Annotated in this window: 20 protein-coding genes; 8 read left to right on the top strand and 12 right to left on the bottom strand. The window is 41.8% G+C overall.

Going from position 1 to position 24,339, the window contains the following annotated elements:
* Positions 1–56 precede the first annotated feature (56 nt).
* On the bottom strand, positions 57–2,264 hold the full coding sequence (locus tag VS868_RS12900; RefSeq protein WP_345598091.1) for a response regulator: 2,208 nt from the start codon (positions 2,262–2,264) through the stop codon (positions 57–59).
* Positions 2,265–2,541: 277 nt separating this feature from the next.
* Positions 2,542–3,321, bottom strand: coding sequence for a S1/P1 nuclease (locus tag VS868_RS12895; protein WP_345598089.1), 780 nt, complete (start codon positions 3,319–3,321; stop codon positions 2,542–2,544).
* Between the two features lie 174 nt (positions 3,322–3,495).
* Between VS868_RS12895 and VS868_RS12890 the strand changes: the two genes are divergently transcribed.
* The 3 genes from VS868_RS12890 to VS868_RS12880 are packed head-to-tail and all read left to right on the top strand — an operon-like array spanning position 3,496 to position 6,417.
* Positions 3,496–4,308: an HAD family hydrolase gene (locus VS868_RS12890; protein WP_345598087.1), complete on the top strand. Its 813-nt coding sequence runs from the start codon at positions 3,496–3,498 to the stop codon at positions 4,306–4,308.
* A 51-nt stretch (positions 4,309–4,359) separates the two neighbouring features.
* Positions 4,360–5,625 (top strand): DUF819 family protein, encoded by a 1,266-nt coding sequence (locus VS868_RS12885; protein WP_345598084.1) that lies wholly within the window; start codon positions 4,360–4,362, stop codon positions 5,623–5,625.
* A 54-nt stretch (positions 5,626–5,679) separates the two neighbouring features.
* The gene (locus VS868_RS12880; RefSeq protein ID WP_345598082.1) at positions 5,680–6,417 is read left to right on the top strand and encodes a DUF4369 domain-containing protein; all 738 of its coding nucleotides are present in this window, start codon (positions 5,680–5,682) and stop codon (positions 6,415–6,417) included.
* A 407-nt stretch (positions 6,418–6,824) separates the two neighbouring features.
* Here VS868_RS12880 and yajC read toward each other — a convergent pair whose 3' ends face one another.
* The 4 genes from yajC to VS868_RS12860 form a co-directional block, all read right to left on the bottom strand.
* Positions 6,825–7,118 carry a preprotein translocase subunit YajC gene (gene yajC / locus VS868_RS12875; RefSeq protein WP_345598080.1) on the bottom strand — a complete coding sequence of 98 codons (294 nt, stop codon included), beginning with the start codon at positions 7,116–7,118 and terminating at the stop codon, positions 6,825–6,827.
* Between the two features lie 27 nt (positions 7,119–7,145).
* On the bottom strand, positions 7,146–7,598 hold the full coding sequence (locus VS868_RS12870; RefSeq protein WP_345598078.1) for a DUF1573 domain-containing protein: 453 nt from the start codon (positions 7,596–7,598) through the stop codon (positions 7,146–7,148).
* Between the two features lie 49 nt (positions 7,599–7,647).
* On the bottom strand, positions 7,648–8,586 hold the full coding sequence (locus tag VS868_RS12865; protein ID WP_345598076.1) for a transcription antitermination protein NusB: 939 nt from the start codon (positions 8,584–8,586) through the stop codon (positions 7,648–7,650).
* Between the two features lie 87 nt (positions 8,587–8,673).
* Positions 8,674–9,771: a Glu/Leu/Phe/Val dehydrogenase gene (locus tag VS868_RS12860; protein WP_345598074.1), complete on the bottom strand. Its 1,098-nt coding sequence runs from the start codon at positions 9,769–9,771 to the stop codon at positions 8,674–8,676.
* A 127-nt stretch (positions 9,772–9,898) separates the two neighbouring features.
* On the opposite strand from VS868_RS12860, the gene VS868_RS12855 reads away from it, so the two are divergent.
* From VS868_RS12855 to VS868_RS12845, 3 genes are all read left to right on the top strand, one after another.
* The gene (locus tag VS868_RS12855; RefSeq protein ID WP_266068764.1) at positions 9,899–11,656 is read left to right on the top strand and encodes an ABC transporter ATP-binding protein; all 1,758 of its coding nucleotides are present in this window, start codon (positions 9,899–9,901) and stop codon (positions 11,654–11,656) included.
* 75 nt (positions 11,657–11,731) lie between these two features.
* Positions 11,732–12,121 carry a PUR family DNA/RNA-binding protein gene (locus VS868_RS12850; RefSeq protein ID WP_266068763.1) on the top strand — a complete coding sequence of 130 codons (390 nt, stop codon included), beginning with the start codon at positions 11,732–11,734 and terminating at the stop codon, positions 12,119–12,121.
* A 79-nt stretch (positions 12,122–12,200) separates the two neighbouring features.
* Positions 12,201–14,714, top strand: a complete 2,514-nt coding sequence (locus tag VS868_RS12845) for a M14 family zinc carboxypeptidase (RefSeq protein WP_345598071.1) — start codon at positions 12,201–12,203, stop codon at positions 14,712–14,714.
* A 265-nt stretch (positions 14,715–14,979) separates the two neighbouring features.
* Here the strand turns inward: VS868_RS12845 and VS868_RS12840 are convergent, their stop codons facing one another.
* The 4 genes from VS868_RS12840 to VS868_RS12825 form a co-directional block, all read right to left on the bottom strand.
* A complete protein-coding gene (locus VS868_RS12840) occupies positions 14,980–15,624 on the bottom strand; it encodes a cation transporter (RefSeq protein ID WP_345598069.1) in 645 nt (214 codons plus the stop codon).
* A gap of 230 nt (positions 15,625–15,854) precedes the next feature.
* Positions 15,855–18,038: a TonB-dependent receptor gene (locus tag VS868_RS12835; RefSeq protein ID WP_345598067.1), complete on the bottom strand. Its 2,184-nt coding sequence runs from the start codon at positions 18,036–18,038 to the stop codon at positions 15,855–15,857.
* 382 nt (positions 18,039–18,420) lie between these two features.
* On the bottom strand, positions 18,421–18,759 hold the full coding sequence (locus VS868_RS12830; RefSeq protein WP_345598065.1) for a tRNA-binding protein: 339 nt from the start codon (positions 18,757–18,759) through the stop codon (positions 18,421–18,423).
* A 135-nt stretch (positions 18,760–18,894) separates the two neighbouring features.
* Entirely contained in the window at positions 18,895–19,353 is a 459-nt protein-coding gene (locus tag VS868_RS12825) for an Mpo1-like protein (RefSeq protein WP_266068757.1), read from the bottom strand.
* Between the two features lie 89 nt (positions 19,354–19,442).
* Between VS868_RS12825 and VS868_RS12820 the strand changes: the two genes are divergently transcribed.
* On the top strand, positions 19,443–20,012 hold the full coding sequence (locus VS868_RS12820) for a thioredoxin family protein (RefSeq protein ID WP_345599836.1): 570 nt from the start codon (positions 19,443–19,445) through the stop codon (positions 20,010–20,012).
* Between the two features lie 171 nt (positions 20,013–20,183).
* The gene (locus VS868_RS12815; protein WP_266068755.1) at positions 20,184–20,819 is read left to right on the top strand and encodes a peroxiredoxin; all 636 of its coding nucleotides are present in this window, start codon (positions 20,184–20,186) and stop codon (positions 20,817–20,819) included.
* Between the two features lie 111 nt (positions 20,820–20,930).
* Here VS868_RS12815 and VS868_RS12810 read toward each other — a convergent pair whose 3' ends face one another.
* Together VS868_RS12810 and VS868_RS12805 are read right to left on the bottom strand one after the other, a co-directional pair.
* Positions 20,931–21,863, bottom strand: coding sequence for a peptidylprolyl isomerase (locus tag VS868_RS12810; protein WP_345598062.1), 933 nt, complete (start codon positions 21,861–21,863; stop codon positions 20,931–20,933).
* Between the two features lie 230 nt (positions 21,864–22,093).
* On the bottom strand, positions 22,094–24,295 hold the full coding sequence (locus VS868_RS12805; RefSeq protein WP_266068753.1) for an ATP-dependent DNA helicase RecQ: 2,202 nt from the start codon (positions 24,293–24,295) through the stop codon (positions 22,094–22,096).
* Positions 24,296–24,339: the final 44 nt, after the last annotated feature.

Genomic DNA, 24,339 nt, shown 5'->3' with positions numbered 1-24,339 from the left:
CCAAAAATGTTACTCAAAAATGACATTTTTGAGACTCCGGGATAATAGATTATTAATTATTCCTCATCAGCGTTTACTGCAACCTTCAGGTTTCTATAGATTGTACTGAAGAATGTAGGAATGTCATAAGGCTTTACAATAATGTCGCTCATTCCGGAAGTAAGGATTTCTTCCCGCATCTCCTGTATTTCTACCGCTGTTAAAGCAATAACAGGAACCTCGGGATTAAATTTCCGAATAAGCCGGGTGGTTTCCATCCCGCTTAGGCCCGGCATATTGACATCCATCAAGACCAGTCCAAAATCTTCTTGCTTTAAAAGTGCTATTGCCTCATAACCATCTCCGGCAACTTTACATTCAAAATCCCGTTTTTCAAGGATCCTCCTGGTAACTACCTGATTAATGCGGTTATCATCTACAATAAGTGCCTTTTTTAGCACACTTTCTTCAGATATTTCCAAATCGCCAGATTGCGTAACAGCTTCCTCTGTATCAGATTTTTCAAAAAGAATCTCAAAACTAAAGACAGAGCCTTTACCTTCCTCACTTTTAAGGTGAATCTCAGAATTGAACAATTTCAGCAAATTTCTTACAATAGGAAGCCCCAGCCCTGTACCCTGATAGTTATAGTTATTTGCTTTTAATTGTGAGAATTCTTCAAATATTTCCTGTTGCTTATTTTCAGGAATTCCCATTCCTGTATCACCAACTTCAAAATAAATAAGACATTTTCCATTCTCACAGCTTATGCAGTTGGCTTTTATCCAAACCTTTCCGCGTTCCGTAAATTTAACTGCATTGCCAACAAGGTTCATGATGATTTGAGAAAGACGCACCGAGTCACCAATTAGCGTACGCGGAATATTATCACTAATCTGTAATTCTACAGTATTGGAATTCTGATGCCGCGTAAACTCAAAGGATTTCACAATCCCCTTCATCAAACCATGAATGTTGAAAGGCGTATTCTCCAGGGAAACCAGGCGGGATTCCATCTTGTTCATCTGCAAGACATCATTAATTAATGCCAGCAGGTAATCGGCAGAAAATTTGAGAGACTTAAGGTCACCCTCGAGTTTTTTATTGTTGTTATCTTCCAGTAAGAGAGATGTTAGGCCCACCACTCCATAAAGTGGCGTTCTAAGTTCATGGCTCACAGTAGAGAAAAACCTGCTTTTTAAATGGGATAAATGTTCAGCCTTTTCTTTTGCTGAAAGCAGTTCTTTATTGTTTTCTTTTAGCTGATGAATCAGCTTCTTCCTTGACTTGTTATTTCTGATAAGGAGTAGAATAAACAGAAGCATTAGGGTAAGGGAAATGAGCATAATTGCAGAAATCTGTTCAGATTTCTCAATTACCTGATCCTTGTAGAGCTGTTCTCTTTCAGCAGTTTCCAGGTTCTCGCGGTACTGCTGAGTTTCAAAACGAGCCTGGGAGGCTTCCATTTGCTTCAGTTTTTCCTTTTCGTACAGCAATGCATCATATTCCACATATTTTTCGAGTGCCCTGTAAGCCTCTTCATATTCGCCATTTTTGAAGAGAACTTTGGCGTACCCGTCATAAGCAGTAACAGCATCAAGAATAAGAGAGTCTTTCTCGGCGATCTTTATAGCCTCCTCGAAGTACTTTCTCGATTTTTCATAATTATTTTTACCGGAATGGTAAATACCAAAAAGTGAGGCTAATTGTGTATGAATGAAAGGGTCTTTAAAATCTTTAATGATCTTTTCTACCTTCAACAGGTACGGGTATGCCTCGTCATACCTCTTAAGGTCGAGATACGTCCATCCCTTGTTGAGTAAAGGCGTAGCCCTGCTATCGGGGTCATTGAGGTGTGAAGCGGCTTCTATGGCTTTATCATAATAGGCAAACCCCTGCTCGATCGTTTCCTTATTGGAAGTGAAAATATTACCCAGGTTATTATAAGCCCACCATAAAAGAGTATCGTTATTAACGAGCTCGGCATACCCTAAAGCTTTTTCATAGCTCTTGCGGGCCCGTATGGTGTCCAGCAACTCATCATAAGTGATCCCGAGGTTGTTGTAACCGTGATAAAGGTTGTAATAGTCTTCTTTTTTCTCTGCCAGCTGTATTAAACGAAGAGAGTAATCAATGGCTTTGCTATACTCGTATTCATACATAGCCCCGGTAGACATATCCAGTAATTTCCGGATACTGTCACCCGAAATCTCTTCTTCAGTTTGAGCAAGGCTTAAGGCCGACACCCATACTGCGAAACAAAGAGAAACGAATTTTGAGTTCAATGCTGCGACATGTTAAGTTCTATAAAATGGGGAAAGCCAAATTATTTATTTTTAGCATCTTATGCAATAAATTTTAAAGTTTTATTAAAACTTATAAAAATATTGTTAATGCTTCTCAAAAGTAAATACTGATAATCAAAAAAAACTGCCTTAAAAGCCAACTTCTTTCAACGTCTGTAACGTGTTCACATCAGCATTTATCGAGTTTTTAAACTCAGAATGATCCTGATGCATCGAAATAGCTTTTAAGGCAGTTTCCTTTTACGGTGGCAAAGTATTATTTATATATCTCGTTCAGGATTGCGGCAAGTCTAATTCCGCCTTTTTGAACCTGATCATGAACTACAGGGAACCACTCATACATATACTTATATCCAAGTTTTTCGCCTACTTCAACCGAGTCGTAAACTCTATTGGCAAGTTGTTTTGATTCATACATCCAGTCAAGTACAGAACCTTTTTGGATTTTTTGGATTTCTTCTTTTGAGAGCTTATCTGTATTGTGGGCAAGTTCGGTATAGCTCATATCAAAGTCGTTGATCATTTCACTATCCCACACCCGGTGAAGGTTTGAACCACTTCCAAACCATCTTACCTGTATATCGTTTCCACCTTTATCTTCACCACGCCCGGCATGCATAGGCTGGTGTAAATCTCCTAACCAATGCACGAGCAACTTCAGGTGGAGTTCCTTTTCTTCCTTAGAGGCATTCTTATCTTTTAAAACTGAAATAGCAGTATTTATTCCATGTACCAGGTCACCATCAGGATTCGCTTTCTCTTCAGAATATGCTGTCTCACCGGGTTCAAGATTTACATAATGCCACGGACTGTATTTACGGTAAGCCGGATCACTCTTAATATCATCTCCAAAAGTAGATACAAAAGCCAGGTTCATACCATCAAGGAGCTCCCGCACCTTAGCCTTCGCTTTTTTGGATAAATGTTGTTCGGCTACTTCACCCGTAGCTCTATGCCCCGTTCTACCCCAATCACTATCTGACGCAAAAGTAAAGCTGGTAAAAAGAAAGGCTGTAACAAGTAAATAAATTTTCATATAAAGTTGAATTTTTGGGTGCGTAAATATAGAAAAAGGCAACCATTATTTGGAGCATCTTCAAAAATCCTGCCTCGATTTGCCATTTTTGAACAGGCTTGTAAAGAAAAGCCCGAAATGCTACCTTTACGGAAGATACATCTTTGGCTTTATGCCCCTCTTTCAATCTACAAAATGAAGTATAAAATTATATTTTCAGATATTGACGGTACGCTTCTAAATAAAGACCGGCAACTATCACAGCTCACCTTAGAAGTCTTTGGTCAACTCCCTAAAGAGCTGCCCGTGGTGCTTATTTCTTCCAGAATGCCCCAGGCAATGACACACCTTCAGGAAGAGCTAAATATTTCTCACCAACCGCTTATTTGCTATAACGGCGCTTTGATGTATATAGAAGGGCAACCTGTGCAGTCTAAAGAAATTCCGTGGAGCATTATAGATGACCTACATTACTTCAACAGCAGTTTAAATTGTCATCTCAGCCTCTACAATGACAAAGACTGGTATGTACCTCAAATGGATGAATGGGCCAAAAGAGAAGAAAACAATACCCGCGTAACTCCGCAGGTTAAACCCACACACGAGGTACTTCAAGATTGGAAACCCAGCGAAACAGGGGCTCATAAAATTATGTGTATGGGCACAGCAGAAAAAATAAATGCTGTTGAAAAGCACCTTTTTGAGAGGTATAAGAATCAATTACACCTGTACCGTTCTAAAGACACTTATCTGGAAGTGACAAACAAGGAAGTTTCTAAACTTACGGCTGTAAAATATCTGCTGAAGCATCATTTTAATTACGAAATGGAAGAAACCATCGCTTTTGGTGATAATTATAATGATTTTGACATGCTTGAGGCTGCAGGAATGGGAATTGCAGTAGGAAATGCAAGGCCCGAAATTTTAAAAATTGCCAGGCAGGTAACTCACCACAATACCGAAGATGGGGTAGCCAAAAGTTTACAACAGCTCTTTAAGCTTAACTAATTTTTAAGACACTTCTAAATGTCGTATTTTGCCGCTTTTTAAAGGCAATTTATGGACAATCTTCCCCTTTTTACCAATGATGCTATTGTATTAGGACTACTAATGCTGGCCCTGGGTTTCGTATTCTTCACTTCTTCCAAAAAAGAAGGTTTCTGGTATAAATTCTACAAAGTAGTACCGGCGCTGTTGATGTGTTACCTCATTCCGGCAATCCTAAACTCCCTGAACATAATTTCTGATGAGACTTCAAACCTGTACTTTGTAGCCAGTCGTTATTTGCTACCGGCATCGCTGGTATTAATGACCTTGAGTATAGACCTTAAAGCCATATTCAACCTGGGGCCAAAAGCGCTCATCATGTTTTTCACAGGAACCATTGGAATCATTATTGGCGGACCTATTGCTATTCTTATCATCTCTACCTTCTCGCCCGAAACTGTGGGAGGTGTTGGCCCCGATGCAGTTTGGAGAGGCCTCTCAACCCTTGCAGGAAGCTGGATTGGTGGTGGTGCCAACCAGGCTGCCATGCTTGAGATCTTTGAGTACAACCCCGATCTTTACGGCGGAATGGTGCTGGTAGACATCGTAGTTGCCAATCTATGGATGGCGATTCTCCTCATGGGAATTGGCAAAAGTGACAGGATTGATGAATGGCTTCGTGCAGATAATTCGGCTATACAAGACCTGAAGAAAAAAGTTACCGCTTATGCCGAAAGTGTTAACCGCAATCCTTCCCTTGCAGATCTTATGATCATGCTCGCCCTTGCTTTTGGTGCTGTTGGCTTTGCTCACTGGAGTGCCGATGGTATTTCGGCTTTCCTTTCTTCTAATTTTGAAGCTTTCCGGGATAATAAATCAGCATTATCTTCTTTTGCATCTTCCTTTTTCTGGATGATCTCTATTGCAACTGCAGTAGGAATCTTTCTTTCTTTTACAAGGGCGAAAGAATATGAAGGTGCCGGGGCCAGTAAGCTGGGAAGTGTTTTTATATATTTTCTCGTGGCTACTATTGGTATGAAAATGGACCTCACCATGGTCTTTGATAACCCGGGACTTATTGGAATAGGACTTATCTGGATGGGGATTCATGCCGGTTTACTTATTCTTGTGGCCAAACTCATTAAAGCCCCCTACTTCTTCCTTGCTGTGGGAAGCCAGGCAAACGTGGGCGGGGCGGCATCTGCACCGGTTGTTGCTGCAGCCTTTCATCCTTCACTGGCCACTGTTGGGGTATTGCTGGCTGTGTTTGGATATGTAGTGGGAACTTACGGCGCTATTTTGAGTACAATTTTAATGCAGATTGCTGCCGGAAGCTAAGATTAAAAAGATTTTTTTAGGATATTTACGCACACTTTTTTACACATAATTTAAATGAAAAAAACGGCATTATTAGTGCTTGCCACCCTTTTATTGGCGGCTTGTTCTTCTGAAGAAAAAAACCTAAAGATTACAGGAAAAGTTCAGGGACTTAAGAAAGGAACCCTCTATTTACAAAAAGTTGAAGACACCAGTCTTGTAAACATTGACTCTGTAGTTGTAAAGGGAAATGAGACCTTCTCTTTTGAAGCCTCTATTGAGAGTCCGCAAATCCTATACCTGTACCTCAACAAAAAAGACAATAATATTTATGATGACCGGGTGATGTTTTTTGCTGAACCAGGAGAAATGATCATCAACACTACTCTTAAGAAATTTGAAAACGATGCCATAGTAGAAGGGTCAGAGAATCAAAAGAAACTTATGGAGTACCAATCTATGATGAACAGGTTCAACACGCGCAACCTTGAACTTATCCAGCAAAGTATAACAGCCCAACAGGAAGAGAACGCCCAGTCACTCGACTCGGCCAATGCTGAATATGACAAACTTTTAAGAAGGAGATATCTTTTTACTGTAAACTTTGCCCTAAATAATAAAGACCTTGAAATAGCACCTTATCTTGCTATTTCTGAAGTCTATGATGCCAACATAAAATACCTGGACACTATTTACAAATCCCTTACTCCTGAAGTAAAAAGTTCCCTCTACGGAAAGAGTCTGGAGGAATTCCTGGAAGAACGTAAAGCACAGGAAAAAGCTGCCAGTGAAGACACGGCCTCGCAGGCATAGTAATTCTTAATCAATATATAAGGCTGTCTTAAGACACTATTTTTGTTAAGCTGAATCTCATTCACAATAACATTGCGTAGTTCTTAAGACAGCTTTTTTGTTCCTGCCACTTTCAGATTAGTTTATTTCAGCACCTCCTGAAGGCCCCTGTTTATCCAAAAAATGATTTCCACCATCTAGTTCCAAAATACCATTGAAAAATGACATTTTTGGAAAGTGAGAGCTAATCTCTATTAAACTACAACACAACTATTTTTGCCTCTTCGTTTCATGCGTCCTACTAAGCAAGCTCTTCCATGCCCCTCCATTTTAAGGACGAAGAACAAGGAGCAATTGATGAGTTTATTGTAACAAAAAAGGTCCTGCGCAACTGCGCAAGACCTTCTTTAATTAATTCCTTAAGGGAACTATTTTGTTTCCTTCACCGGTTCGTTTAACTTCTGGCTCATTTCCATTGAAATGGAAGATCTGTCAAAAGTGATTTTTCCGGCTCCGGTTTCTATAATTACTGCATTGAGTTTATCGCTAAAATCAACTATTTTACCGTGCATTCCGCTTTTTGTAACAACCCTGTCGCCTCTTTTAATTTCTGAGGAGAATTGTTTTTCTTTCTTGGCACGGTTCATTTGAGGGCGTATCATAAAAAAATACACCACGATAAACATTAAAATAATTGGGGCAAACTGGGCTAATTGATCCATAGGGTGGTATTGTTGCTTTTTTTATGCTTAAGACTGGGCCTTAGGCTCTACAAAAGCTTTAATTTTAATTTGCTCTTTCCCGGTTTCGGTATTAGCTGTAATATTTACTGTTTTGGTCACCTGGTTTTGTCCGCTACCGTTGAACTTCACTACCATTTCTCCTGTTTCTCCCGGAGCAATAGGCTCTTTTGTCCAGGTAGGCACTGTACATCCACAAGAGCTGGAAGCATTAGTGATAACAAGTGGGGCTTTCCCGGTGTTGGTAAATGTAAAGGTATGCTCAACATTGGTACCCTGTGCAATAGTTCCAAAATCGTGTTCTGTATTTTCGAAACTAAGTTGAGGATAGACTACATCCTGTGAATCACGTAGTGCTGCTTCTTCTACGTTCTCTGCCTGTACCTTTTCGGCTGCATTGTCTTTACAGGAAGTAAAATTAAACGCAGCAATCAATGCCAGTAATAAAATTCCTTTTTTCATGATTTACAATTTATGGTTAAAGTGGATAAAATTAAGAAAATTTGAAAGACTACATAAGGCCTCTCCCCATTTTATTAAGCTTGTTATTATCACTGTACTCTTTAGAGAGTTTGTCAAGTACCCCGTTAATAAAAATACTACTTTTAGGGGTACTGTATTCTTTGGCAACTTCTAAATATTCGTTAATAGTAACCTTAACAGGAATAGATGGAAATTTCAAAAATTCACAGATAGCCATTTTGATGAGAATTGTATCTAAATCTGCAATCCTTTCCTTGTCCCAGTTCGGGGTTTTCCCCTCCATTTCCTGAGCCAGGCTGCTATCATTAAGCAAAGTTTTTCTAAAAAGCTCTACGGCATAGTCCTTATCATCTGAACTTTTAAAAAGTCTGGTTAAAGCCTGGTCTTTACCTTGTGATGACTTCTGTAACATCTTTACAATGGCTGTGTTCACCAGTGGCAAATCATCTACCCACGTGATCTTCTTATCTTCAAGGTAATCGTAAAGTTTTTCGTTGGGAGCAATGATCTCTCTAAAGATGGCAATTACAAATTCTTTGTCTTCCTTGAAACTTGAAGTACGGGTAGTCATGTAATCTCTGTAGCGATCACTGTTTCTAATCTCGACCCACAGGATTTCTACGTACTCGTTATCATTCTTCCAGTTATTGAGCTTGCGGGTTTCCAGCTCTATGTTCAGCGACCTGTGTTGCTTAAGCTGCGCGATCAACTCATTGTTGACAAACTTGCGGTTGGGATCTACATCTTCTTCAGAAGGCAAATGTTTTTGCTGGGATTTTTCAAGGTAATCCTCGGCATGATCTTTAATTTCGACGATTAAATCTAGCAGTAAAAGATATAGATCATACATCTCATCCATACTCTTGAGCAGGAATTTCTCCTCTGCCTTCAGGTTATCATTTTCACTCTGGGAATAGGCGTACAGAGACTGCATTACTTTAACCCTGATATGTCTTCTGGTCAACATAGCTGTAAAAGAACTTTAAAAAATTAGGGCGAAAGGTTTTTCCCTTTCGCCCGGCAAAAATACTATTAAATTAAAAAATCCCGTGGCTTATTTGAGATTTTTTCTGTCGGTGATTCTTTGTTGTGCCACCTTAAGAGCAGCTTCATGGGTAGATATTCCTTCAGCTTCAGCCGCATTAAGGATCTCAAGCGTGGTATTGTAGATGTTCTGCGTCTTCTCCATGATCTCTTTTCTTCCGTAGCCTTCCAGTTCAGCATAAACATTTATGATACCACCGGCATTGATAAGAAAATCGGGCGCATATACAATCCCTTTTTCCCTAAGAATATGCCCGTGCTTTACATCACTGGCCAATTGGTTATTAGCAGCTCCTGCAATAATTGAGGCTTTGAACCTGTCAATAGTCTGGTCATTTATTGTAGCTCCCAGGGCACAGGGGGCGTAGATATCAACGTCTGCACCATACACATCATCACCACCATAGATGGTTGCATTATAGCGATCCCGAACTTCAGTTAATTTTTGCTGATTAATATCACTTATAACCACATTTGCACCTTCTTTAGCCAGATAATCAACCAAGGCTTCACCTACATGGCCTATCCCCTGTACAAGAACAGATCTTCCCTGTAAATCATCGCTTCCATATCTAAACTTTGCCGCGGCTTTCATCCCCATGTAAACGCCATAAGCTGTTACAGGAGAAGGATTACCTGCACCACCTTTAGCTTCAGAAATACCTGTAACATAAGGGGTCACCTCGCGTACGGTATCCATGTCGGCAGTTTCCATACCCACATCTTCGGCAGTGATGTATTTTCCGCCTAAAGAATTTACAAACTCTCCAAACTTCCGCATCAACTCGGGAGTTTTCTCTGTTTTAGCATCTCCAATAATCACAGCTTTACCGCCACCAAGGTTTAACCCGGTAACCGCACTCTTAAAGGTCATGCCTCGTGAAAGACGAAGTACATCATTAAGAGCTTCCCATTCACTGCTGTAATTCCACATACGGGTACCACCAAGGGCAGGACCCAAAACTGTATTGTGAATTCCAATTATTGCCTTTAAACCTGTATCTTTGTCGTTGCAAAAAACCACTTGTTCATGGTCATCAAAGGAAAGCTGCCCAAAGACCGGAGCGGCTTTTTTAAGTTCATTTGCCTTTAGAACATCCACTTTCATTAGTTTAGTAATTTAGAATGAATTTCATTATTCGAAATATTTCGCAGCAAAAATAAATAATATTTCATTTTAGTAACCTTGTTCTTCAACAAAAATGTAAAAATGAAAATTCAGCCGGTGCAGCCCTATGAAAGAACTTAAACATTTAAATAAATACTTTTACAAATACAAATGGCACCTCATCGTTGGGATCTTTATCACCATCCTGGCGCGTGTCTTTGCCATTCTCACCCCCCGCTTTATTGGGGAATCTACTACTGCCATTGAAGAATATGTGAATGGCGATATTACTTCGGAAGCTGTATTGCGTACCGAGCTCATGAACAACATTCTTCTTATTCTGGGGGCAACCTTAATGGCAGCGCTGTTCACTTTTCTTATGAGGCAGGCCATTATTGTGGTTTCCAGGCATATTGAATACGACCTGAAGAATGAAGTGTACAGAAAGTACCAGGACCTTTCCCTTAATTTTTACAAAAAGAATCGCACAGGAGACCTAATGAACAGGATAAGTGAAGACGTCTCCAAGGTGAGAATGTATGCCGGCCCTGCATTTATGTACAGCGTGCAAACCGGGATCCTTTTTATTGTGGTGATCCCGTACATGTTCCTACAGGCCCCAGAGCTTACCCTTTACGTGATCACTCCCCTGCCCATACTTTCTTTTGCCATCTATAAGCTAAGTGTTGCCATTAACAAACGCAGCACCATTGTACAGCAGTATTTATCAAAGCTCAACACCTTTACGCAGGAAAGTTTCAGCGGAATTTCAGTAATAAAATCCTACGGACTCGAACCTCAAACCAACAGCTCATTTGTCACCCTCTCAAATGAGAATAAAGAAAAGAATATTGACCTGGTAAAAGTGCAGGCCTTCTTCTTTCCCCTCATGGTTCTTCTTATAGGCGCCAGTAATATCCTGGTGATCTATATAGGTGGGAAAAAATTCATCAATGGTGAAATTGAAGAGCTGGGAGTGATCGTAGAATTTCTGCTTTACGTGAATATGCTTACCTGGCCCGTTGCCACCGTAGGGTGGGTCACCTCTATTGTGCAACAGGCCGCAGCTTCTCAAAAAAGGATCAACGAGTTCTTGAACGAGGAACCACAAATACAAAACCCGTCTCATGAACCCGAAGACGTGCAGGGTGCCATTGCCTTTAAAAATGTCACTTTCACCTATGAAGACACCAACATCACAGCCCTCAAAAATGTCACTTTTGAGGTGGAAAGTGGAGAAACCCTGGCCATTATAGGAAAAACAGGATCGGGTAAATCTACCATCCTGGAGCTTATTGGTCGGCTTTATGACGTAGAGAAAGGCGAGATCACCATAGACGGAAAAAACATACAGAACATGAACCTCAGGGAACTGCGAAAAAGCATTGGTTATGTGCCGCAGGATGCCTTTTTGTTCAGTGATTCGATAAGGAGCAACATCAAATTTGGTAAGGCCGATGCTACTGAAGAAGAGATCATAGCAGCTGCTAAAAATGCCGCGGTTCACAAGAATATTGAAGGCTTCAGCAAAGGCTACGACACCGTATTGGGAGAACGCGGAATCACCCTTTCTGGAGGACAAAAGCAGCGCGTTTCTATCGCCCGGGCTATTGTTCACGATCCAAAAATCCTTCTTTTTGACGATTCCCTTTCCGCAGTAGACACAGAGACAGAAGAAGAAATTCTCAATAACCTTTTTAAAATCAGTAAAAACAAGACCACTATAATCGTAAGCCATAGAATCTCATCGGTCAAAAATGCCGATAAGATCATCATCCTCGAAGACGGCGAGATCACCCAACGCGGTTCTCACCAGCAACTCATTGAGGCTGAAGGTTATTATCGTGAGCTCTATTTAAAACAACTGAGTGAAAAAGAAATGTAAAAATTTGTTGCGGAATGTTAATTTTTTTTAGATTTTTGAACCTATGATTTACAAACCGTAAAAGATATTTTGATTATGAGCGACAATGGAACGATTGAAAAAGAAGAGATTTTTTCCAAGGTCTTGAGAGCCGGAAGACGCACCTATTTCTTTGATGTTAGGGCGACTAAGGCAAACGATTACTACCTGACGATTACCGAGAGCAAAAAATTCACCAATGAAGACGGATCTTTCCACTACAAAAAGCACAAGATCTACCTTTACAAAGAAGATTTCGCCGGTTTTAATGAGATCCTGCAAGAGATGACCGACTTTATTCTTGATGAAAAAGGGGAAGAAGTGATTAGCGAACGCCATCAAAAGAACTTTAAGAAAGAATACGAAGAAGATGAGCAAAAGAAGGTTGAAACAGCCGGTGCTCCATCTGCCGCTGCTTTTACTGATATAAGTTTCGACGATATTTAGTTAAAAATACACGCATTTTAAAACCGTCCAGGCAAACCCTGGGCGGTTTTTTTATATTGTAGTGTCAAAAATGTCATTTATGAGAACCTTTATTGTTGCCCTTTTATTTTTATTGAATTTACAGCTCTCTGCACAGGAAGAACTGGATCTCTCATACTACCTGCCACAAGATGTTACTTATAACCCTGCTATTCCCACACCACAGGACGTGCTCGATTTCGTTCCCGGCGAATGGCATGCCAGCCATGACCAGGTTTTGATCTACATGCATTTTCTGGCACAAACTTCACCCCGAATTAGTATTGAAAACAGGGGCTTTACCTATGAAAAAAGGCCTTTGGTGCTGCTCACAATTACTTCGGAAGAAAATCGTGACAAGCTCGAGGAAATTCGTCAACAACATGTGGCGTTGACAGAACCTGGTTCAGAAAATATCAATACTTCTGAAATGCCCGTGATCGTGAATCAGGGGTTTTCCATCCACGGAAATGAAGCCAGTGGTGCAAACGCCGCAATTTTGGCCGCATATTACCTGGCCGCTGCCGAAGGACCCGAAATTGAAGAATTACTGAAGAATACCGTCATCCTTTTCGATCCGGTATTTAACCCAGATGGGCTGCAAAGATTTGCGTCGTGGGTAAATACCAATAAAAGTGCAAACATCAACCCCGATCCGCAAGACAGGGAATACGATGAAACCTGGCCCGGCGGCCGCACCAACCACTACTGGTTTGACATGAACCGCGACTGGCTGCCGGTGCAACTCCCCGAAAGCAGGGCGAGAATAGAAACCTTCCACAACTGGTACCCCAACGTTCTTACAGATCATCACGAAATGGGATCAAATTCTTCTTTCTTTTTCCAGCCGGGAATTCCTTCCAGGACCCATCCGCTTACGCCAAACCTCAACCAGGAGCTCACAAAAGAAATTGGCACCTACCACGCTGCAGCCCTTGACAATATTGGCTCCCTTTATTATACCGAAGAGAATTACGACGATTTCTACTATGGTAAAGGCTCTACTTTCCCGGATATCCAGGGAAGCGTCGGGATCCTATTTGAACAGGGAAGTTCGCGCGGACATGCGCAGGAAACCGATAACGGGATCCTTACTTTTCCCTTTACCATCCGCAACCAGTTCACTGCTGCGCTTTCCACATTAAAAGCTGCCAAAGAGATGCGGGTAAAGCTACTTGATTACCAACGCAACTTTTACCAGAACGCACGCAGGGAAGCCGAAAAAGGAGCGTATGTCTTCGGAAACAGCAAAGATGCCTCTTCAGCCTATCATTTAGCCGAAATCCTGAAGCGCCACAAAGTAGAAGTGCATAAACTGCAGGAAGAATTCAGCAAAGACGGGAACATTTTCAACCCCCAGAGCAGTTATGTGGTGCCAAAAAAGCAGAAACAGCAAAGGCTTTTAAAAGCCATGTTTGAACGAAGAACTACATTTGAAGACAGCCTTTTCTATGATATATCGGCCTGGTCTTTCCCGCTGGCATTTAACCTCGACTTCACAGATGAAGCCAAAATAAATGTTGCAGGCTCAAAAATAGACAGCCTTACAAGACCTTCAGTAGACCTTCCTGAGAAAAGTGACTACGCTTACCTCATGGAATGGCACGCTTATGAAGCTCCAAAAGCCCTCAATCAAATATTGAATAAAGGATTACGCGCAAAAGTGGCCATGCAGCCTTTTCAGCTGGGCACCAAAAATTATGATTACGGCACTATCATGGTTCCGGCTCAAAACCAGGAAATGGATGCCAATGAGATCTACGATTTCCTGGTAAAAGTAGCTAAAGATGCTCATGTTGACATTTCTGCGGCCAATACCGGCCTCACTGGAGGAATAAACCTTGGGAGCAACCAGTTTAGAGCCCTTGAGCCACAAAAGGTTGCTTTATTAGTTGGCGAAGGCATTACCCCCTACGATGCAGGGGAGGTCTGGCACCTTTTTGATCAGCGGTATGACATGAAGATCACCAAACTCGATCTTAAAAATTTCTCACGCACCAACCTCAGCCGCTATACCGATATCATACTTTCCAACTCCTGGGGCAGTGCCCTGGATCAGGAAGATGCTGAAAAGCTGAAAGAATGGGTCCGTAATGGCGGGACTTTGATAGGTTACAAAAATGCAGCTACCTGGTTCGATAAAAATGAATTCCTTGATCTGGAATTCAAAGAGAATGAAGTGCAGGCCAAAAATGTCACTTTTGAGCAGCGACAGGATTTTAGAGGCGCGCAAGGTATTGGCGGCGCTATTTTTGAAGCAAAACAGGATCGCTCCCACCCAATCAACTTTGGTTATAAAGATGATAAAATCGCACTTTTTAGAGATACCACCCTGTTTGTAGAAGCCGATTCCACTTCTTACAAAAATCCGATCATCTACACCCAAAAGCCCCTGTTAAGCGGATATATTAGTGAGGAAAACCTGGAACTTCTACCGGGAACTGTTCCCTTTAAGCATAAGTCACTGGGAAGAGGAAATGTTATTTTGTTTACAGACAACACTAACTTCCGGGCCTTTTGGTATGGAACCAATAAACTGTTGATGAATGCGGTGTTCTTTGGGGATGAAATGTAAATTAGTATTGAGTAGTTAGTACTGAGTATTGAGATAATAAATAAACACAGGGTTGCAAAAATGGCATTTTTGCAACCCTGTGTTTTTGGGCTAAAGCCCTTAGCGGCCTCAATTTTTACCTCCGGCTAAAGCCGGAGGCTATTTATGGATAGACTATCTTAATCAAAATTTGGAATTGCCACTGAGTTTATAAAATTCCAATGAGCAAGGGCTTTAGCCCAAGATTGCCAGAGACTAACTACTCAATTCTCTGTACTCAATACTACTAACAACAATCACTACTACAACTCAAACTCTTCGATTTTGCATTTTCAAAGGCTTCCTTTCCTTCTTTCCAGGCATACCAGGCAATACCAAGACTTCCCAGGGCATCGACATAGGGAATCTGCCACAGCTCGTAAAGAAGGCTAGAGGCAAGCAGAATGAAAGAAAGGTAAAAACAGGTTTTTGTGCATTTAGCGTCTGAAATGATTGGCTGACTCTCCAGCTCCTCTCCTACTTTTATTTTTTCACGGTACAAAAAATACATAGTAAGTATAGAAAGCACGGCAACAATGATCCCGGCAAGAGTGGTTTCGGGTTCAGATTTGTTGATGACGGCCAGTACAGCGCCCACTACGAGTCCGGCGGCAAGAATGTACAAGGCAGTGCCGGTAATTTTTAATGCTGTCACTTCAAAACCGTCACGTTCTGTCACAGGATTCCTTTTCATTCTGTAGATCATGTGGGCGATTCCCACTCCCGAAAGTACCTCTACAAAGCTGTCCAGACCAAATCCGAACAGTGCGAGGGTTTCATCACTGGCTCCAAAAAAGGTAGACACCCCACCTTCGACTAAATTATAGCCAATGGTGATCATGCTTAGAATATAAGCGTAATGCAGTCTTTTTTCGAATCTATCGTTTTCCATAACAGCAAAATTAAAAGTACGATTTTAGAAGGGCGAAGATAATCCTCAAAATATTTAATTTTAGATTTGAACACACTATCCAACCAGGCCTGCGGCCACCCTTCGGTTGAGGGGATGTTACGAGGAAAGTTTAATGGAGGCAAGGTTTAAAGTTCAAAAGTTCAAAGTCTACATTTAAATAAAAACCCGTATCCCGAATCCCGCAACTCGCAACCCGCAACAGGCAACAATTAGAGGCTAATTTTTATCCCACCGTTGATCACAAATCCGTCTACAGGGGCATAGATGTCCCGGAACTGTGGATCGGAAATTGATCCGGTGTAGATGTCATCAAAGCGGGTTTGCCGGGTATCGGTGAAATTCTCAAAATTGAGGAACAGAGAGAAGTTCTCCCATTTCTTTTCGGTCATTAACCCGAAGATCCAGTAGTCCTGCCCGGTTATTCCGCCTTCCAGCTTTTGTCTTCCGAAGTAATATCCTTCCAGACCTATTACCAGTTTCTCATGGATTTCATAAACAAGAACATTGTTCAGCCGGTGTTGTGCAACGAGTGGCGCCTCATAGGTCTCTCCAAAATAATGCTCATTCACATCGGCAAGGGTGTAACCTGTGAAGAGCTTAAAATTCCCATATTTGAATCTAAAATTCGCTTCCATTCCCTGGGTGTCGAGGTAACCATCAGGCTGTGTATAAACATAATGCTGATTAATTCCGTTAGAAAATGCAGCCGATAACATAATTGGATCATTAACACGGGTATAGAAGAACAATGTGTTAAGGCTGAAATCTATTACTTCGAAAAGTTTTGTGCGATAGTTGATATCAAAATTTGCCCCAATGGAACGTTCGGCTTCAGTTTCAGAAACATTTATAGGCCTTACATTTCGAAACTGGATCCTTTCAGCATCTTCAGTAAAGATGGTGGGGGTTTTATAACCGAGTCCGCCGCCCAGCCTCATGGTCCAGGCATCCGAAAATTCGAGGAGGGCCGAAAGTCGTGGCAGCACAAACCAGCCATACTCGTTCTGGTAATCTGTCCGCAATCCGCTTTCGAGGCTGAACATATTCGAGATGCGCCAGTTATTTTGAAGAAATACGCCATAAGTGATGTGGTTGTAATCTACTACTTCGGAAGTCTCTAAAGGATCCTGAGTGAATTTATCTGAAACTAAATTTAATCCTGCTACCCATTCAAGATGGGTGCTTCCGAAGTTATAAGCCACTTCACTGAAAGAGGCCAGCTGGTCTCCCGAAAAAGTAAAATCGGGTATTTCTATCTTCCGCTCAAAAAAGCTGAAGCTGTTTTTGACCATCAGGGAATTGCCGTTGTTATATAGTTGTGTATAGCCGGCGCGGGTGGTGACCCTTTCGGTGTTGTTCCTTTCAAAATAAGGATCTGCAACATCGTCACCTTCCAAAAATGCCATATTCCCACCTGTTCTTTCCTCGATAACCGTGTTCACTCCCAGCTCTAAAGTGGCATTTTTGGAAGGATAGTAAAACAGCTTGGGGTTTATGGTCACACGATTCACTTCAGGAATTGCAGTAAGGCCAATATCGGCAGGATCGTAAGGGTCGCTGTAGTTGTAAGAAGCAAATACGGTAGTTCCAAATTTTCCGAAGGTATCGGAGTAAAATCCGCTAACATCTAGGCCGAGAGCAGAAGTTCCGTTAAGCAGGAAGTTGATCTCCCGCTCCTCTCCCGGCGTTTCGGACACCAGGTTTACAAGCCCCGCAATCGCTCCCCCTCCATATAAAGTTGAAGAAGCACCTTTCACCACTTCCACCTGTTGCAGGTCTAGCGGCACGATTTGCAGCAGACTTAATCCGCCGGAAAACCCGGAATATAAAGGATAGCCATCTTTTAGCAACTGCGTGTACTTTCCGTCGAGCCCCTGGATGCGAATACTGGAATTATAGGAAGTAGCCGATGTTTGCTGCGTTTGTATCCCGGTGGTTTCATTCAGCAGCATTCTGATATCCCCCGGTTTCATATTTCCTTTTTCACCGAGTTCCTCGCCCGAGATCACCTCAACACGGGTTGGAAGATCGGCAATGGTGCGGCGGGAGCGGGTGGCAGAGATAATCACCTCTTCCATGTGTTCGCCTTCAGGAGCAAGCTCAATGCGAATAAATTTTTCTTCAGCAAGAGGAAATTCCAAACTGAGTTCCTGAGTGGCAAAACCAACGTAACTGATTTTTATTATCTGGATACCATTAGGGATATTCTCTAAAGTGATGACCCCTTCTTCATTTGCCGTGGCACCAATAGTAGTACCAGCTATCGAAGCATTGGCGCCATAGAGCGGCTGATCTGTTTCGGCATCAATAACTTTTATTTTGAGCACGTTCTGTGCGTTTGCTGTAAGGCCAATAAAAACGAGGCCCAACAGCAGAAAAATCTTTTGAATCATTGTGAAATTTTAATATTGAAAAATAGCTTTGGGAAGAATTCCCTGAGAAGTTGTTCAGCTATTCTTTGGGGGCTGCCAGATGCGGAAAGTAATTTCTGAAATCAATGCTTCTTCTGCCTCAACATACGCTCTCCCTAACACAGGTTCCAAAAAAGGTATTTTTGAGGGCTCTTCCTGAAGTATTACTACTGCATTACAGGCACCGCAACTCAAAAAGGGAGAACAAAGTTCATTGCTGTGCGAATCACGCTCCTCTTGTTCATGAGCAATATCGTCCCGGCAATCATCTGCACAACACGGTATGCCGTTTAAGACGAGTACTACGAGAGAAAAGAAGACAGCTAAGGTTTTCACGCTGCAAAGTTAAAAAACCAGAATGAAATCAGCCTACTCTTAGCCCGTTTTCAACTTTGGCTCCGGGCTGTAGCAGGACAATGTCATTTTTGGCACCTACAGACCCCAGCACCAGGCATTCACTCATGAAGTTGGCGATCTGTTTCTTCGGAAAATTGACTACGGCAATGATCTGTCTATCCTGCAACTCTTCTTTAGAATAGCGTTTGGTGATTTGAGCTGAAGATTTCCTGATCCCTATTTCAGGTCCAAAATCGATCTTGAGTTGGTACGCCGGATTTCGGGCTTCAGGAAAATCTGAAACTTCAATAATAGTTCCAACCCGCATTTCTACTTTTTCAAAATCCTTCCAGGAGAGGTGGTTCATTGTTTGTGGTTTGTGGTTTGTGGTTCATTTCTGCTTTCATCCGCATCGCGGATTTTAAATACGCGTCATCGGGGGCAAGATTCAAAATTCCGGTTCAGAAACTTCTAACGTCGTACTTCTAAATTTTAACTTCAATTACCCAAATATTTTCCTGATCACCCATGCGGGGCCTATGAGCAAAAACTGAAGGTCTTTCAAAAAAGAAGGTTTTTTGCCCTCCACTTTATGTCCATAGAACTGCCCTATCCAGGCCACTACAAAAATAATTAACGAGACCAGCCATAAGGACGCCACAAGAGATATGTAGTAGTTGCCTGCAATGCACAATGCCGCGAAGGCAAGGACTTTAAACCCCATACTTAGTGACAACCTAAAGTAGAATATCAGGACCAGGATCAAAATCACCACTGCCCAGTTTTCTAAGAATGGAATATACATGGGGAATATTCCGGTAAGAGGTCCCGGCGGAATACTCATCACCAGGCCCACTATTGAAAAGAAAATTGCGGGCACACAAACATAATGGATAAGCTGATTGGTCTTATTCTGGTGGCTTACGGCATATTCGTCAAACCATTGATCTAAAGTGCGCATAAAATCTTATTGAAGTAGAACCAAGATAGGAATTTTAAGAATATGTAGCCAAAAATTTGTATTTTCAGCAGATAAATGCACCTAAACAAATGGCCGAAACTGCTTCAAATATTTTACCACTGGGCACACAGATCATAGATTTTGAACTGCCCGATGCTGTCACGGCAAACCTGTATTCTCTTGTTGATGTGGAGGGAGAAAGAGGCACTGTGATCATGTTTTTATGCAACCACTGCCCTTACGTGAAGCATGTGGTAGACGAAATTGTGAGGGTGGCGAATGATTACAGGGTTCTTGGCTTCGGGTTTGTAGCCATAAACAGCAACGACGTAGACCAATATCCTGAAGATCATCCCGACCTTATGTGGCAGTTCGCCCGAAAACACAATTTTACTTTCCCTTACCTCTACGACCGAACACAGGAGGTAGCGCGGAATTACAAAGCAGAATGCACTCCCGATTTTTACCTTTTTGACGGGGAACAAAAACTGGCCTATCACGGGCAACTGGACAGCTCCCGACCCGGCAACGGACATTCTTTAAACGGCAGGGAACTGCGGGAAGCTCTGGATGCACTTTTAGGCAGCCGCCCCATACCCGGACCTCAGAAACCCAGTGTTGGCTGCTCCATCAAATGGAAATACGCTCCAAAGGAATAAAGAATTTATTATTGAATATTGAATATTTGTTGAGAAAATTCTCAGGTCTCAAATCTGAGATCTGATATCTAAAAGCTAAAAGATTAACTCAGTTTTAACGGCGATAGAATAATAGAAGATCAATATTCCTTAATTTTACTCTTCTTTTATTCACATAAAATTCAGTTGAAAATGAGCACATTAAGACTTGGTGACAAAGCCCCTAACTTCGATGCAGAAACTTCGGAAGGCAAGATCAACTTTTATGATTTTCTTGGTGACAGCTGGGGAATTCTGTTTTCTCATCCTGCCGATTATACGCCTGTTTGTACTACCGAACTGGGAGCAGCCGCAAAATATAAAGACGAATTTGAAAAACGGAATGTAAAGGTGATGGCCCTTAGTGTAGACGGTGTGGAGTCTCACAAAGATTGGATCAAAGATATCAATGAGACCCAAAACACCTCTGTGAACTTCCCGATTATTGCTGATGAAGACCGAAAGGTGGCCGATCTTTATGATATGATCCATCCCAACGCCGATAATACGCTTACCGTACGGTCAGTCTATGTCATCGCACCAGACAAGACCATAAAGTTGATGATCACTTACCCTGCCAGCACCGGAAGGAATTTTGAGGAACTACTACGGGTAATTGATTCGCTACAGCTAACGGCTTATAAAAAAGTTGCTACCCCGGCCAACTGGAAGTCGGGTGAAGATGTGGTTATTAGTCCGTCTGTAACCAACGAGGAAGCTGAAAAGTTATTCCCTAAAGGTTTTAAAGAAGTAAAACCTTACCTGAGGATGACACCGCAACCGGAATAATAAAATTGTATATTGAATAATCTGCTAACGTCTAACGTCTAACGTCTAAAATTAAAAAACCTCAGCTTCCATAGGGATACTGAGGTTTCTTTATTATATAATTGTAAATATTTACTTCACTTTTACAAGCTCTACATCAAAGATTAGGGTAGCGTTTGGAGGAATTACTCCGCCGGCACCACGTGAACCGTAAGCCAGGTTTGAAGGGATTACAAATCTTGCCTGGTCGCCTTCTTTCAGTAATTGGATTCCTTCGTCCCAACCTTCAATAACATGTCCTTTTCCTAATGGAAATTCGATAGGTTGTTTTCTTTTGTATGAGGAATCGAAAACTGTTCCGTCAGGTAACATTCCTTTATAATGAACTGAAACTGTTTTTCCTTTTTCAGCATGTTTACCGTTACCTGTGGCAATCATCTTGTAACGTAATCCGCTACCGGTTTTTTCGAATCCCTGGGCCAACTCTCCCATTAGTTCTTCCTGCTGCTTTTTAGCTGCCGCTTCTCTTTCGGCTTTTGCACCGTTGAACAAACGGAAAGATTCTACTGCATTAAAATTCTCAGCCGATTCCCCTTCCCTGACGATCTCTACCTTATCTATAATGTCACCTTGTTTAATAGCATCAACAACATCCTGCCCTTCAACTACATGACCAAAAACAGTATGTTTCCCGTCAAGCCACGGAGTTGGAACGTGAGTAATAAAAAACTGGCTGCCGTTAGTACCGGGACCTGCATTGGCCATGGAAAGTATTCCGGGGCGGTCATGTTTTAGATCGGGATGGGTCTCATCTTCAAACTGATAACCCGGCCCACCAGATCCAGTACCTTTTGGGTCACCCCCCTGCACCATAAAATCGGGGATCACACGGTGAAATTTAAGTCCGTCGTAATAAGGTGTTCCCTGTGGTTTAGCTTCATTTTCAAGTTTTCCCTCAGCCAGGGCTACAAAGTTCCCAACCGTTCCCGGTGTTTTCTCGTGCTCCAGCTTTATAGTTATTTCTCCTCTTGTGGTGTGGAGTTTTGCATATAATCCGTCGTTCATGTCTTGGTTTTAAGTTAAAGTGCAAAGATAAAGAAATGAATAAGGTTTAATGATTAATGAATAACAAAAGGAAGGAAAATTGGGAGAATGTTAAGGAATGGAATATAATGTCTCCCGGGGATTTTTGCAGATGATTAAAAAAATTGTGGATTCGCGGCTCATATAGAGGAACAAAAAAAGCCGGAACTTTCGCTCCGGCTGTTATTCATTATTCCTTAGACCTTTATCCTTTAATTGGCTACTTCGCTGATAAATTTAATCCTGTAGAGACGCAATTCTTCTTCATCGTAATCTCCATCAAATTCATCAAGTGCTTCTTCAATTTTATCGGTTTGAGCATCTAGGAAATATTCGTGTATTTCTTCCTGCTGGTCTTCGTCAAGGATCTCATCGATCCAGTAATTGATATTCAGTTTGGTACCGCTATAGACTATCGCCTCCATTTCTTTAATGAAATCGTTCATCTCCATGCCTTTTGCTGCTGCAATGTCATCAAGAGGAAGCTTACGGTCTACGTTTTGAATAATGTATAATTTTAATCCGCTGTTTTGCCCTGTGGTTTTTACCACCAGGTCATCGGGGCGGGTAATGTCGTTTTCTTCAACGTAACGGGCAATAAGGTCTACAAACTTTTTACTGTATGGTTTGGATTTTTTCCCTTCTCCTACTCCGTGAATATTCCCCAGCTCTTCAACCGATACCGGATATTTTAAAGCCATATCTTCCAAAGAAGGATCCTGGAAAATTAAATGTGTAGCAAGCCCCAGGTCTTTGGCAATCTTCTTCCTTAAATCTTTAAGTATTTTGAGCAGCTCTTCATCTGTTCCTCCGCCCGATTTTGCTGCGGAAACTATTCCGTCATTACCGGCCACTTCATAGATGTGGTCTTCGGTCATCATAAAGGAATCGGGGGTTTTCAGGAATTTCTCCCCTTTTTTAGTCAGTTTTACAACTCCGTAGGTTTCGATATCCTTCCGAAGAAATCCGCCAACAAGAACCTGGCGTAACAAAGCCATCCAGTATTTATCGTCTTTCCCGGCACCTTTTCCGAAGAGTTCGTGTTCATCGGTGCGATGTGACTTGATAACGGCATTAGATTTTCCCACCAGGGTATTTACAACCTCTTTAGATTTGTACAGCTGTTTTGTCTCCTTCACCGTGCGCAAAAGAAGTTCTACTTCATTCTTTGCTTCATGCTGCTTTTTGGGATTGCGAACGTTGTCATCCATATCGGCTCCCTCGCCGGTCTTTTCATCAAAATCTTCTCCAAAGTAGTGAAGGATAAATTTTCTTCTGGAAACAGAGGTTTCAGCAAATGCGACAACTTCCTGTAAAAGGGCCTGTCCTATTTCCTGCTCGGCAACCGGTTTCCCGCTCATAAACTTCTCCAGCTTCTCTATATCTTTATAAGAATAGAAAGCAAGACAGTGACCTTCTCCTCCATCTCTTCCGGCACGGCCAGTTTCCTGATAGTAACTTTCTATACTCTTGGGTATGTCATGGTGGATAACGAAACGAACATCGGGCTTGTCAATCCCCATTCCAAAGGCAATGGTAGCCACCACCACATCAACTTCTTCCATTAAGAACATATCCTGGTGCCTTGACCGGGTTTTGGCATCGAGACCTGCATGGTATGGAACAGCCGATATGCCGTTCACCTGCAGGGTTTGTGCCAGTTCTTCTACCCGCTTACGGCTAAGACAGTAAATGATCCCCGATTTTCCCTGGTTCTGTTTTATGAACCTGATGATATCGGCATCTACATTCTTTGTTTTAGGGCGTATCTCGTAATAAAGATTAGGACGATTAAATGAAGCCTTAAAAGTATTGGCATCTGTAATGGCAAGGTTCTTTAGAATATCTTCCTGCACCTTAGGCGTAGCTGTAGCCGTTAGACCTATAATAGGAATATCGTCTCCAATTCGCTTTACAATATGTCTTAAATTTCTATACTCGGGTCTAAAATCATGACCCCACTCACTAATACAATGCGCTTCATCAATGGCCAAAAATGAGATTTGTACGCTGCGTAGAAATTCGACATTTTCTTCTTTGGTGAGAGATTCGGGTGCTACATAAAGTAATTTAGTCACACCGTTAGTGATATCCTCTTTCACCTGCTTAACTTCGGTTTTGTTAAGGCTCGAGTTTAGAACGTGGGCAATTCCATTTTCCGAAGAAATTCCGCGAATGGCATCTACCTGGTTCTTCATCAAAGCGATAAGGGGAGAAACGACAATTGCAGTACCTTCCTTTATAAGTGCCGGCAACTGGTAACATAAAGATTTACCACCTCCGGTAGGCATCACCACAAAGGTGTTATGGTCATGGACTATACTTTTTATAACCTCCTCCTGGAGGCCCTTAAACTGGCTAAAACCAAAGTATTTCTTAAGTTGTTCGTGTAAATTGATTTCCTGCGAAGTCATTCAATTGTGTTACAATTTTACATACATTTGCATCAAATAAAGAT

It is taken from the genome of Salinimicrobium sp. 3283s, from assembly GCF_039602225.1.
Classification (GTDB): Bacteria; Bacteroidota; Bacteroidia; order Flavobacteriales; family Flavobacteriaceae; genus Salinimicrobium; species Salinimicrobium profundisediminis.
This window is presented reverse-complemented; position numbering and strand designations above follow the sequence as displayed.